The organism is Faecalibacillus intestinalis (genome assembly GCF_003024685.1).
GTDB lineage: Bacteria > Bacillota_I > Bacilli_A > Erysipelotrichales > Coprobacillaceae > Faecalibacillus > Faecalibacillus intestinalis.
The window spans coordinates 1-13,276 of record NZ_PYLQ01000011.1 but is presented as its reverse complement, the minus strand read 5'-3'; the positions used below and the strand labels follow the sequence as shown (position 1 = coordinate 13,276).

The window sequence follows — 13,276 nt, the reverse complement described above, 5'->3', positions numbered from 1 at the left end:
TATGAAAATTATAATTGCTGATGCAAAAAGTTTAAAAGAAAAGCATTTTCCTATTGAAAAACAAACACCATTGTTTTTTAATAAAGCAGAATCTTTAAGAAAACAATTAAAAGAATTAGATATTAATCAAATTCATGATTTGATGAAGATTTCTTTTAAACAATCTTCATTAATTTATGATTATTTTCATAATGAGGAAACTTTTGCAGCCATAAATTTATTTAATGGCGTTGTTTTTAAACAGCTTGATTTAAAGAATTATCAAAAAGAAGAATGGGATTATTTAGATAAGCATTTACTAATTAATTCTCCACTTTATGGAATTTTACGTTATAATGATGCTGTAAATTATCATCGTTTAGAAATGAAACATAAATTAAATGAAATAAATTTATATCAATATTGGTATAAAGAACTAAATGATTATTTAAAAAATGAAGATGTTATTCTTTCTTTAAGTACGAAAGAATATGAAAAAATGTTTGATCTTCCAATCATTCAACTTGATTTTGTGATAAGAAATGGGCATACTTTTAAACGAAATGCCGTGTATTTAAAAAAAGCAAGAGGAATGATGCTCAATTATTTGATTGAACATCATATTGAAGATATTAAACAAATAAAAGAAATTGTAATCGATGATTATCATTTTAGTGAAAATGATTCAAATGATGATCATTGGGTTTTTATAAAAAATGAAAAAATGAAATACATCAAAAAATAGGAGGTTATTTATCATGTATAAAGTTGGTGTTTTAGGAGCAGGTACATGGGGGATGGCTGTCGCAAGAGTGTTATGCAATCGTCATCATTCAGTGATGGTTTGGTCAGCTTTACCTCAAGAAATTGAATATATTCAAAAAAACAGAACACATCCAAAATTACCTGAATTAGAAATTCCTGATGATATGGAATTTACAACAGATATTAAAGAAGTATGCAATAGCGAGTATTTAGTGGTTGCTGTTCCTTCCATTTTTATGAGAAGTACAATGGAAACAGCTAAAGATTATATTAAAGAGCAAATCTTAATCGATCTTGCTAAAGGGGTTGAAAAAGATAGTCTTTATACAATGTCTGAAATTATTCGAGATGTTTTAGGAAATCAAGCAAAAATCGTAGCTCTATCAGGTCCAACCCATGCTGAAGAAGTTGTAAGAGATATGCCTTCAACCATTGTTTCAGCTTGTGATGATTTAGAAGTTGCTGAAAAAGTACAAAATCTTTTCCAAGATACATGCATGCGTGTTTATACAAACATTGATGTCCGCGGGGTTGAATTATGTGGTGCTTTAAAAAATATCATTGCTTTAGCAGCTGGTATTTCCCATGGGTTAAATTATGGTGATAACACTCGTGCTGCCCTTATTACGCGTGGTCTTTCTGAAATGACACGTTTAGGAACAACAATGGGATGCCTTGAACAAACATTCCATGGTCTTGCTGGAATTGGTGATTTGATTGTCACAGCAACAAGCGTGCATAGTCGTAACTTTAAATGTGGAACATTAATTGGACAAGGTTACAATGTTGATGACGCTACAAAAGAAGTTGGTATGGTCGTTGAAGGTTTAAACGCTTTACCTGCTGCAATGCAACTTGCTAAAAGATATGATGTAGAAATGCCAATTACTGCCATGGTCGATGCTATTGTTAAAGGTAAAGTTAGTCCAAATGAAGCAGTCAAGGCATTAATGAATCGTGATCGAAAAACAGAGCTAACAAAGTCTGTTGCAGATATTAATTTTGAAAATAGTATTATTAAAAGTAAAAGAGGGTTAGGTATGAAAAGAGTTATTACTTATGGTACATTTGATTTATTACATTATGGACATATTAATTTATTAAAACGTGCGAAAGCTTTAGGTGATTATTTAATTGTTGCTGTTTCAACTGATGAATTTACACGTTTGAAAAAAGATAAAAAATGTTATTTCTCTTATGAACAAAGAAAAGGTCTACTAGAATCTGTACGTTTTGTAGATTTAGTTATTCCTGAAGAAAATTGGAATCAAAAAATCAAAGATATTAAAGAATATCATATTGATACTTTTGTTATTGGAGATGATTGGAAAGGTAAATTTGATTATCTAAAAGATGAGGGTGTAGAAGTTATTTATTTACCAAGAACTCCTGAAATTTCTACAACTCAAATTAAAGAAGATTTACATCATACAGAAGAAAAATAAAGGCTATAGCAATCGCTATAGCTTCTTTTTTATAAAGGATTGTTATGAAAAAATCATAACAATTCTTTTTGATTTAAATAGTTTTCTAAAAATTCAAAGAATCTTTCCATTTGTTGATCAGTTCCAATCGTAACTCTTAAATACTGATCAATCAATGGTTTATTCCAATGACGCACAATAATGCCTTCTTTTCTAAGTGCTAAAAATAATTCTTCCCCATCAATCTTTGGATGTTTTACAAATACAAAGTTAGCATAACTATCTGGAACCACAAATCCTAATTCTTTTAGTTTCGTTTTTGTATATTCTCTTGTTTGAATTACTTTTTGACATTTTTCTTTCATATCTTGACTATTTAAAACAGAAACAAGTCCAATTTGTTGAGTTATATAATCAATAGGATACGAGTTAAAAGAATTCTTTACATCATATAAATGAGAGATTGCTTCTTTATTTCCTAAAGCTACTCCTAATCTAGCTCCAGCAAAAGATCTTGATTTAGAAAACGTTTGAATAACCACTAAATTTTCATATTGATGAATAAGTGGGACACATGATTGTCCTCCAAAATCAATATAAGCTTCATCAACAACAACAATACTGTCTGGATTACTTTTTAAAACTTCTTCTATAAAATCTAAAGAAACAAGTAATCCTGTTGGTGCATTAGGATTAGGAAAAATAATTCCTGAATTTGGTTGTTTAAAATCTTCAACATACATTTTAAAATCTTGATCCAAAATAATTTCTTTATAATTCATTTGGTAAAGATCACAATAAACTGGATAAAATGAATAAGAAATATTTGGAAATAATACTGGATCACTTCCATTAAAAAATGTTAAAAATGTAAGTGCTAAAACTTCATCTGAACCATTTCCTAAAAAAACTTGTTCATCTTTTAAACCATGATACTTAGCTAAAGCATGTCTTAATTCTTCTCCATCACTATTTGGATAAAGTTTTAATTTTTCAATATCGATTTCTTTTAAAATATCTTTTATTTGTTTACATGGACCATATGGATTTTCATTCGTATTTAATTTAATCATATTGTTGATTTTTGGTTGTTCACCTGCTACATATGGTTCTACTTGTCTTAATTTATCTTGCCAACTCATTGTTATTCCCCCTCTAACATATCGTTGATGACTTCATAAACATAATCAACTTGTTTTTCTGTCTTTTCTTTTATTTGTTTTTCTACACGATTAAAAGTATAAGCATGATCAGCTTTTTCAAACATATCTAAATCATTATAAGAATCTCCTATACAATAAGAAATCACTTCTTGATCCAATAATGAACAAAGCTTTTTAAGTCCACTTCCTTTAGTACAATCTACTGTAATATCTAAATAAACAACATTGAGTGTTGCATGAATACCTACATATTTTTGGTGGATTTGTTTTTGAATTTCAAGTATTTCATCTAATTTTTCTTGTGGATGAAAAGCACATACAATATCAATATCATCTTGAGTATGATCTAATATTTCTAAAAAATCACCTGCTATTTCTTGATAACCATTTTCTGTTAAAATACATGTTTTTTGATTTATATATCCATATGTTTGTTGACCATCAAAAAATGTATAATTTAGATAAGGATATTTTTGATAACTTTCTTTAAGTATTTCTTTAGCAATTTCATTTTTTATTTGTTTTCGATAAAGAACTTGATCATTTTGATCAACAATCATTGCTCCATTATTTAAAACAAGATAATCATATTCAAAATATGGTGTGACAAGTTTTGTTTCTTGAATATTTCTTCCTGTACAAAATGAAAAATAATGACCTTGTGTTCTTAATTTTTTTACAGCTTCTTGATCTTTATAAGTAATGGGTAAATTGTCCTTAGCAATTGTTCCATCAATATCACTAAATAATATTTTTTTCATATCTTCTCCTTAAGCTAAGTCTAAAAATAATTGATATAAACGATCATGATTTTCATTTTTTTCAATTAAAGCTTCTTCAATATTTTTAGATATAATTTGATTATCTTTCATACAGATACATAAACCACTTTTTCTTTTTTCTAATAAACAAATGGCTTCTTCTGCCATTTTAGATGCTAAAATACGATCTTCAGGAACAGGTGATCCACCTCTTTGAATATGTCCCAAAACAATTGATCTTCCTGAATATCCAGTTTCTTCGCTAATACGATTAGCTAGTTTTTCAACATCTAATATTTTTTCACTTACAATAATTATCGCATGTTTTTTATGATACTCTTCTTCACATATTTTAAGTTCTTCAATAATTTTATTTTCATCATACTCTGTTTTATCTGTAATAACAATTTCACTACCACATGCAATTGCAGAATATATAGCAAGATTATCTGCATGATTTCCCATAACTTCAACAACAAAACAACGATGATGTGAACTAGACGTATCTCTTAATTTATTAACAGCATCGATAATGTTATAAAGTGCTGTATGAAAACCTATTGTTTCATCTGTTCCATTAATATCATTATCAATTGTTCCAGGAATAGCAATACAATCAATTCCTTTTTGACTAAGTGCTAAAGCTCCTTTATAACTTCCATCTCCCCCAATAACAACAAGCCCATCTATCCCTCTTTGTTTAAGCTGATGAATTGCTTGTTCTTGAACTTTATCTTCCTTAAATGAAGGTAATCTTGAAGATTCTAAAATAGTTCCCCCTTTAGATAATATTTCAGAAACATCACTATACCCTAATTTTTTGATATTCCCTGCTACTAATCCTTTATATCCTTCATAAACACCATAAACCTCAAAACCTCTTTTTATTCCTACACGAACAATAGCACGAATAGCCCCATTCATTCCTGGTGCATCTCCTCCTGAGGTTAAAACTGCAATTTTTCTCATCGATTCACCTACTTTTTCCCTATAATTATCCCTATTATACTTGTTTTACATAAAAAGAAAAAGCCAATTTCTTGGCTTTATATAAATTTTTCTAAATTTAAATTTGAATCATAAGAAAATTTTAAACGATATGTATCTTTATAATTAAATATTCTTATTGAAGATTGATCGTTTCCTTTTGATTGTGTCATTCCTTTTCCATAATGAGAAAGTGTTTCTTTTGTAATTTCAGCTTCATTATTTTTTAAATCATTTAATGTTTTTTGAATTAATTCTTGATTATCTTTTTCATTAAATAGTGTAATGATTTGATTTATTTTTGTAACTTGTTGATTTAATTGTTGATAGCCATCATCTAATTGTTGAATATCATTTAAATGATATTCAAACTGTAATTGGCTTTCTTTTGATAAATCATAATCATAAGAAATACTCATTGTATTTTGTTTATCTAAAGAAATATCATATTGAACAGATACATAAAGATTATTATTATTTGTTATTTGAAACAAATATTCTGAATCCATATTTTTTGTTCCAACTATTTTTTCTAAAGACGATTCCATGTTATTAATCTTATTGACATATTTTTTACTATTTTTAACATTTTTTGAAAATTCTTTTAAGGAATCATATTGATATACAACTGTTTCTTGATTTGATTTTGTATATGTTTTTAATGTTGCTGTTTGATTGATTCCACTATCAGATAATGTATTAAATGCAAAGAAATAAGAAATTCCCATAGGTAAGAAAACAAATGCAATAATCAAAATTGGATAAATGAATGCGTATTTTCTTTTAGGGGTACGTTTCATTGGTTGATAGCCAGATTGAGGTGTTCCACAATAAGGACATACTTTTGCATTACTTGGTATATTTTTATGGCATTTTGGACATTTTTTCATATTTTATCAATCCTTTCTTTTAATCTTGGTATATTTGGTCTAGCCAAGATGAAAGTTTATCAATATAATTCTGTTTCTTTTCTTTTTGTTTTTTGCTTGGTAATGAATAATAATCTTCATCTAAAAAAGTATATTGATCTACAAATTTCCCATTGATCACTAATTTTAAAGTAGGTGTCCATGAAAAATCAAGTTTTTTTCTCATTTGGTTATATCGAGATTTTTCTTTTTTTGTTGCTTCTTGACTATTCGCTTGATCTCGATATTCTTTAATATTGAAATAATAAAGATAAACTCCTTTATTTTTCTTTAAATATTTTTTTAAATAAGGTTCAAATTCTTGACAATCTTTACAATCAGGTCTTCCAATATATAAAACAAAATCTTCTTTTTGATTTATTTTCTTTAAAACATCATCATAATTGATTTCTATGATTTGATCTTTTGATAAATCTTTCTGTATAGTATGAGTGGATGTAGTATGACTACACCCACTTAATATACCTATTAAAAATGAAATCAATATGAACTTATTGATTATTTTAATAAAGATTCTCCATCCATTTCTTCAGGAATTGGTAAACCTAATAATTGTAACATTGTTGGAGCTAAATCTCCTAATTTTCCGCCTTCTTTTAATCCTATATGAGAATTAGTAACAATTAAAGGTACAACATTTGTTGTATGTGCAGTAAATGGATTTCCATCTGCATCTAATTCTTCTTCAGCGTTACCATGATCAGCAGTAATTAACATAGTTCCACCTAATTCAAGAACTTTTTCATAGACTTCACCGATACAATCATCAACAACGCTAACAGCTTTGATTGCTGCAGGAATAACACCAGTATGTCCTACCATGTCACAATTTGCAAAGTTAACAATGACAACATCATGAATATCTTTATCTAATTCAGCAATTAATTTATCTTTTACTTCATAAGCTGACATTTCAGGTTGTAAATCATAAGTAGCAACTTTTGGTGAATTAACTAATACACGAGTAGCTCCTTCGATTTCTTTATCTACCCCACCATCAAAGAAGAAAGTTACATGAGCATATTTTTCAGTTTCAGCAATACGTAATTGTTTTAAACCTTGAGCTGACAAGTAATCACCTAATGTATTTGTAAGTTCAGGTGAAACGAATGCGATTTCTCCATTAACGCTGTCTGCATATTTCATCATACATACGAATTCTAAATCTTTAACTTGTTTTTCAGGCACATATCCTTCATAGAATGTAGGATTTGTAATTACTGTAGCTAATTGGATTGCTCTATCTGGTCTGAAGTTAGCGAAGATTACTGAATCTCCATCATCAATTGTTCCTTCAACGTTTTTGTTGTAACCAGGGATAACGAATTCATCTAAAACATCTTTAGCATAAGAATCTTTTACATATTGAACTGGACATTCAAAAGATTCACCTTCTTGACATACGATTGCATCGTAAGCTAATTTAACACGATCAAATCTTTTATCTCTGTCCATTGCATAGTATCTACCAGAAATTGATGCAATTTGTCCAACACCGATTTCTTCAATTTTTTCTTGTAATTCTTTTACGAAATCAACACCACTATCAGGAGCAACATCTCTTCCGTCTAAGAAAGCATGTACATATACTTTATCTAAACCTTGTTGTTTAGCTAATTCTAATAAACCAAAGATATGTTCATTTGATGAGTGAACACCACCATTTGATAATAATCCCCAAATATGTAATTTAGAACCATTATCTTTAGCATGTTGAATTGCTTTTAAGAATTTTTCATTTTCAAAGAAAGTTTTTTCATTTAAAGCTTTATTAATTAAAGTTAATGATTGATAAACAGTTCTTCCTGCTCCAATATTTAAATGCCCAACTTCACTATTTCCCATTTGTCCATCAGGTAAACCAACTGGCATACCACTAGCTGAAATAGTTGTGTTTGGATACATAGCCATTAAATCATCTAAGTTAGGTGTATTAGCAAGTCTTACAGCATTACCATTAATGCTTTCAGAAATACCATAACCATCCATAATACATAATACGATAGGTCTTTTTTTCATTTTTTTGTTTCCTCCATTAATACGTTATACATATTATCATTTTTGTTATCGTGTTTCAATTCATTTAGCTATATAAAATCAGTATTTTTTATTTCATTTCTTTTTAGTTTTTTGTGGTGTAGCAAGCAATGAAACACCGCAAAAAGTAATGAATAAAGGCCAGTATTCTTGAATATAATAAACAATAATTGAAACAATACCTTTGAATTCATTTGTTCGATCTAACGTTAAGATGATTCCCAAAACAATCAAAACAATACCACAATTTTTTTTAATATTCATTTTATTCACCTAGTTTTATTTTATCTTGGATAAAATAAAAAAGATGTCCAAAAAAATCATACGATTTCTTTAAATATCTTTTTTGCATAATCTAGTAATTGAATGATATTGACTTCTTCTTGTCCTTTTTGTGAAAAAACATAAACTTTATCGTCCTCAAAAAAATCAAAACGATTTGAATGGATAATACTATTAATATCTTTTCTTCTTTCTTGATTTAAAGTAATAAATTGATTTTCACACATTTTTCTTAGAATAATACACAAAGAAGCAAGTGATAATTCTAATTGACACTTTGTTTTTAAAAGATCCCTTTCAATTATATAATTAGCTATCTCTTGATTATTTTTTAATCTATTTAATTGATTTAAAATCATTTCTACTTTAACAACCTCTATATTTAATTGTTCTAAATAACAACTTAACTTTATTTGCCTTTTATTCATTCTTAAGCTCCTTATAAATTGATAACAGTTGTTTAGCATATAAAACAAGTGATAATAACATCAACACAATACAAACAAAAATTGAAATAGTTGCAAAAATAGAATTTGGAATATGTATTCCAATTAATACGATTGCGACAACATCAAAGATAGCAGTAGAAATTTTCCCCCACCATGAGGCTCCTTGGACCTTTGCTCCTTTTTCATATAAATAAAGTCCCCCTAAAGCCAGCATTCCATCTTTTAAAACAATGATAAGAAGTAATAACCACATCCATGAATACGTATAAACTAAAACAAACGCAACCGTAAATTGTGTCAATTTATCAGCAATTGGATCTATAACTTTCCCAAAATCAGTAATCATCTGGTAATGTCTTGCAATGTAACCATCTAAAAAATCAGATAGACCTGAAATAATTAAAATAGTAGCACATATATAATAATCTTCTTTACTTCCAGCTAAAAAATAGCGATGTAAAAAAATAGGAATAAGTATTATTCTTAAATAGCATAAACAATTAGGTATATTAAAAAATTCTTTAAGTCTTATTTTTTTCATAATTTTCACCTTCTGTATTAGTAATATAATCTTACAGTTTAATGATAAAAATTTCAACCTAAACAAAAAAAGGGAGATTTCTCCCTCATGAATTTTAATATTCTTTTTCTAATAAAGCTGCAGCTGCTTTATCAATAATTACAGTTACATCTTTATGATTTTGTAATACACTAGCTGGTAATTCTGGAGTTACAGGTCCTTCAATCATTCCTTTAACAGCATTTTCTTTATTTTTACCACAAGCAATTAAAACAACACTTTTAGCATCCATAATATTTTGAATTCCCATAGAGATTGCTTGTTTTGGAACAGCATCTTCATCTCCATTAAAGAATAATCTTGCATTGTCTTTAATAGTACTTTCTTTTAAATCAACATAATGTGTTTTTGAATTAAAATCAGTTCCTGGTTCATTGAATCCAATATGTCCATTTGAACCAATTCCTAATAATTGAATATCAATTGGATTTTCAGCTAACATTTTATTATATTCATCACAGTTTTCTTGAATATTTCCTTGTCCGCATGGAACATGAACATTTTCATCTTTAATATCAATTCCATTGAATAAGTTTTTATACATAAAATAATGATAACTTTGTGGATGACTTGCATCTAATCCAAAATATTCATCTAAGTTGTATGATTTAACATCTTTATATGATGTATGATTTTTTTCATGATCTTCTCTTAATAATTCATACATTCTAACAGGTGTAGATCCTGTAGCTAATCCTAAAATACTATTTGGTTTTTCCTTTACTTGATTAATAAAAATTTTTGCTGCTTCTTGGCTTGCTTCTTCATAATTTTCAACAATAATAACTTTCATTGCAAACTCCTCCTCGACAACATTTTATCATGTCTAGACAAACAATTCAATAAATACTTATCTTTTTTCTTAAAAAGTCCTTTCGTACAATGAAAATATCTTTATTTTTCAATAAAAATAGGTTAGAATTGGAATGTAAATATGGAGGTGTTTAATACTATGATTAAAGGTATTGGGGCTTCTAGTGGTATTGCAATTGCTAAAGCGTACAAACTAGTTATGCCTGATTTAACTGTAACACAAAACACTGTAGAAGATGTTGCAGCTGAAATCAAAAAATTTGAAGATTGTATGGCTGAAACAGCTAAACAATTAGAAGCAATTAAAGAAGCTGCTTCTAAAAACTTATCAGCTGAAGAAGCTGCTGTATTTGATGCTCATGCATTAGTACTTCAAGATCCTGAATTAAAAACACAAGTTTTAGACAAAATCAATAATGAAAAATTATGCGCTGAAGCTGCATTAGATGCAGTTGCAAATAGTTTCATTGCAATGTTTGAAATGATGGATGATGATTATTTTAGAGAAAGAGCTGCTGATATTAAAGACGTTTCTCGTCGTTTATTAGCTAACTTACTTGGTAAACCATTACCAAACCCTGCTTTAATTGATGAAGAAGTTGTTATTATCGCTGATGATTTAACTCCTTCTGATACAGCACAATTAAATAAAAACTTAGTTAGAGGATTTGCTACTAATATTGGTGGTAGAACTTCTCACTCAGCTATCATGGCTCGTTCTTTAGAAATTCCTGCAGTTGTTGCTTGTAAAACAATTACAGAAGAAGTTAAAGATGGAGATTTAATTGTTCTTGATGGTATTGAAGGAGCAGTTATGATCAATCCTGATGAAGCAACTGTTAAAGAATATGAAACTAAACGTGCTGAATTCATCGCTTATAAAGAAGAATTAAAGAAATTAGTTAATGAAAAAACAATTACTACTGATGGACATCAAGTTGAATTAGTTGCTAACATTGGTTCAGCAAAAGATTTAGCAGGTGTTAAAGAAAATGGTGGTGAAGGTGTTGGATTATTCAGAACTGAATTCTTATATATGGAATCTGCTGAATTACCAACTGAAGAACAACAATTTGAAGTTTATAAAGAAGTATTAGAAGGTATGGAAGGTAAACCTGTTGTTGTTAGAACATTAGATATCGGTGGAGATAAAGAAATCGAAGCTATCGATTTACCAAAAGAAATGAATCCATTCTTAGGTGTTCGTGCAATCCGTTTATGTTTCCAAAGAGAAGATATCTTTAGAACTCAATTAAGAGCATTACTTAGAGCATCAGTTTATGGTGATTTAAGAATCATGTTCCCTATGATTGCTACTTTACAAGAATTCCGTAAAGCTAAAGGAATCTTAATGGAAGAAAAAGAAAAATTAGTTGCTGAAGGTGTTAAAGTAAGTGATACATTACAAGTTGGTATCATGATTGAAATTCCTGCAGCTGCTGTATTAGCTCATAAATTTGCTAAAGAAGTTGATTTCTTCTCAGTAGGAACAAATGACTTAGTACAATATACATTTGCAGCAGACAGAATGTCTTCTGGTGTAAGTTATTTATATCAACCATTCAACCCATCAATCTTAAACTTATTAAAACATGTTATCGATTCAGCACATGCTGAAGGTAAATGGGCTGGTATGTGTGGAGAAATGGCTGGTGAAGCTATTGCAGCTCCATTATTACTTGGTTTAGGATTAGATGAATTCTCTATGTCAGCTACTTCAATCTTAGCTCAAAGAAAATTAATTAAGAGTGTATCAAAAGCTGATATGGAAGCTTTAGTAGAAAAAGCATTAGATTGTGCTACTTCTGAAGAAGTTGTTGAATTAGTTAAATCTACAGTAAAAATGTAATAATAGGCTTTATGAAATAACATGATATTTTTAAAACGAAGCTAATTAGATAACATGAGGTTTTTTCTATGGAGGAGACCTCATGTTTTTATATGCTCTATTATTGGTGTCTTGCTATAGTCCAGATATTTTTTACTAATTTGATTTTAACATTGGTAACACAATAAACGGTAAACCTACTCAAAAATTAGTGTATTAAAAGAATAGCTAACAACTAATAATAATATTCTTTAATTAAAATTCGAATAAGCAAGTAATTGATTTAAAAATACATTTAATAAGCTTAATAATAGAAAAATAACTATGACAAGATAAATAAGGAAAAAATTTAATGAAAAGAGAGAAATTAAAAATAACTATATCTAATTCTTTAATAGCACATAACTTAAAAATTGTAAACAGCTAATCCATTAGCGTTAGTTATTGTTACGAAAAAGAGCAAACCTCATATAACAGAAAATGTCTGCTTTTATTTTAATTATTAAAACCACAAGATTTTGAAAAGTAGTTTCAAATATCATGACATAAAATAAAACCTAATAATAAAGGCCTCGAAAAGATGTCTTTTTTTTTACTAATTTCAAATAATAATTCATACAAAAAGTCAAGATATTCAAATAATTTCAGCAAATTTATAAACATCAAATAATAGCAACTTAAAATTATCTCTATTTTATATGATGCAATAACACATATCAGAAAAAAAAGCCATACCACAAGGGCATGACCTGTCAATGATCATGTAAAAACATAAAAAAAAAGAAGGAACTGGCAACGAGCTATTTTCGCACAATGTACTATCTTCGCCGCGATGATGCTTAACTTCTGTGTTCGGAATGGGTACAGGTGTGTCCATCATGCTATCATTACCAGATTCTTCTTKTCAAGTGTCTTCAGGACACTCAAAACCAGACAGTAGTTTTTCTTCTTTCAAGCTCGCTTRCCTTTTCGGTCAAGCCCTCGACCTATTAGTATCAGTCCGCTTAACATGTCACCATGCTTACACTCCTGACCTATCTACCTTATCGTCTTTAAGGGGTCTTACTTGCTTGCGCAATGGGAAATCTCATCTTGAAGTGGGTTTCACACTTAGATGCCTTCAGCGTTTATCCCTTCCGCATTTAGCTACCCAGCTATGCCACTGGCGTGACAACTGGTCCACCATTGATGCGTCCATCCCGGTCCTCTCGTACTGAGGACAGCTCTTCTCAAATTTCCTGCGCCCACGACAGATAGGGACCGCGACAGATAGGGACCG

The 13,276-nt window shown here is 29.0% G+C and carries 13 protein-coding genes, 2 rRNA genes and 1 pseudogene; 4 read left to right on the top strand and 12 right to left on the bottom strand.

The window, feature by feature from the left end; genetic code table 11:
* Window position 1: 1 nt before the first annotated feature.
* From C7U54_RS08540 to tagD, 3 genes and pseudogenes are all read left to right on the top strand, one after another.
* Window positions 2–724: a YaaA family protein gene (locus C7U54_RS08540; RefSeq protein ID WP_158561454.1), complete on the top strand. Its 723-nt coding sequence runs from the start codon at window positions 2–4 to the stop codon at window positions 722–724.
* Window positions 725–737: 13 nt separating this feature from the next.
* Window positions 738–1,709, top strand: a pseudogene (locus C7U54_RS15205) (NAD(P)H-dependent glycerol-3-phosphate dehydrogenase); the annotation flags it as partial.
* 75 nt (window positions 1,710–1,784) lie between these two features.
* Window positions 1,785–2,189 carry a glycerol-3-phosphate cytidylyltransferase gene (gene tagD / locus C7U54_RS15200; RefSeq protein WP_227352167.1) on the top strand — a complete coding sequence of 135 codons (405 nt, stop codon included), beginning with the start codon at window positions 1,785–1,787 and terminating at the stop codon, window positions 2,187–2,189.
* Window positions 2,190–2,242: 53 nt separating this feature from the next.
* On the opposite strand, the gene hisC is transcribed toward tagD, so the two are convergent.
* The 10 genes from hisC to nagB all read right to left on the bottom strand — a co-directional run bounded on the left by hisC (window position 2,243) and on the right by nagB (window position 10,149).
* Window positions 2,243–3,310 carry a histidinol-phosphate transaminase gene (hisC, locus tag C7U54_RS08530; protein ID WP_022001341.1) on the bottom strand — a complete coding sequence of 356 codons (1,068 nt, stop codon included), beginning with the start codon at window positions 3,308–3,310 and terminating at the stop codon, window positions 2,243–2,245.
* A gap of 2 nt (window positions 3,311–3,312) precedes the next feature.
* Window positions 3,313–4,092 carry an HAD-IIB family hydrolase gene (locus tag C7U54_RS08525; RefSeq protein WP_107029996.1) on the bottom strand — a complete coding sequence of 260 codons (780 nt, stop codon included), beginning with the start codon at window positions 4,090–4,092 and terminating at the stop codon, window positions 3,313–3,315.
* A gap of 9 nt (window positions 4,093–4,101) precedes the next feature.
* On the bottom strand, window positions 4,102–5,061 hold the full coding sequence (gene pfkA, locus C7U54_RS08520) for a 6-phosphofructokinase (protein WP_107029995.1): 960 nt from the start codon (window positions 5,059–5,061) through the stop codon (window positions 4,102–4,104).
* 77 nt (window positions 5,062–5,138) lie between these two features.
* Window positions 5,139–5,969 (bottom strand): zinc ribbon domain-containing protein, encoded by an 831-nt coding sequence (locus C7U54_RS08515; RefSeq protein WP_022001338.1) that lies wholly within the window; start codon window positions 5,967–5,969, stop codon window positions 5,139–5,141.
* Window positions 5,970–5,988: 19 nt separating this feature from the next.
* The gene (locus C7U54_RS08510) at window positions 5,989–6,492 is read right to left on the bottom strand and encodes a thioredoxin domain-containing protein (RefSeq protein WP_241522593.1); all 504 of its coding nucleotides are present in this window, start codon (window positions 6,490–6,492) and stop codon (window positions 5,989–5,991) included.
* Between the two features lie 14 nt (window positions 6,493–6,506).
* Complete coding sequence (gene gpmI / locus C7U54_RS08505; protein WP_107029993.1) at window positions 6,507–8,027, bottom strand: 2,3-bisphosphoglycerate-independent phosphoglycerate mutase; 1,521 nt, start codon at window positions 8,025–8,027, stop codon at window positions 6,507–6,509.
* 93 nt (window positions 8,028–8,120) lie between these two features.
* Window positions 8,121–8,309: a hypothetical protein gene (locus C7U54_RS08500; RefSeq protein ID WP_022001335.1), complete on the bottom strand. Its 189-nt coding sequence runs from the start codon at window positions 8,307–8,309 to the stop codon at window positions 8,121–8,123.
* 56 nt (window positions 8,310–8,365) lie between these two features.
* Window positions 8,366–8,755 (bottom strand): hypothetical protein, encoded by a 390-nt coding sequence (locus C7U54_RS08495; protein WP_032091750.1) that lies wholly within the window; start codon window positions 8,753–8,755, stop codon window positions 8,366–8,368.
* A complete protein-coding gene (locus tag C7U54_RS08490) occupies window positions 8,748–9,317 on the bottom strand; it encodes a CDP-alcohol phosphatidyltransferase family protein (protein ID WP_107029992.1) in 570 nt (189 codons plus the stop codon). The genes C7U54_RS08495 and C7U54_RS08490 overlap by 8 nt, the downstream gene beginning before the upstream one ends.
* A 94-nt stretch (window positions 9,318–9,411) precedes the next feature.
* Window positions 9,412–10,149, bottom strand: a complete 738-nt coding sequence (gene nagB / locus C7U54_RS08485) for a glucosamine-6-phosphate deaminase (protein ID WP_032091752.1) — start codon at window positions 10,147–10,149, stop codon at window positions 9,412–9,414.
* A 159-nt stretch (window positions 10,150–10,308) separates the two neighbouring features.
* Between nagB and ptsP the strand changes: the two genes are divergently transcribed.
* Window positions 10,309–12,018 carry a phosphoenolpyruvate--protein phosphotransferase gene (gene ptsP, locus C7U54_RS08480; protein WP_107029991.1) on the top strand — a complete coding sequence of 570 codons (1,710 nt, stop codon included), beginning with the start codon at window positions 10,309–10,311 and terminating at the stop codon, window positions 12,016–12,018.
* 766 nt (window positions 12,019–12,784) lie between these two features.
* On the opposite strand, the gene rrf is transcribed toward ptsP, so the two are convergent.
* Together rrf and C7U54_RS14800 are read right to left on the bottom strand one after the other, a co-directional pair.
* Window positions 12,785–12,892: ribosomal RNA gene (gene rrf, locus C7U54_RS08475) — 5S ribosomal RNA — on the bottom strand.
* A 74-nt stretch (window positions 12,893–12,966) separates the two neighbouring features.
* Window positions 12,967–13,276: ribosomal RNA gene (locus C7U54_RS14800) — 23S ribosomal RNA — on the bottom strand; the annotation flags it as partial.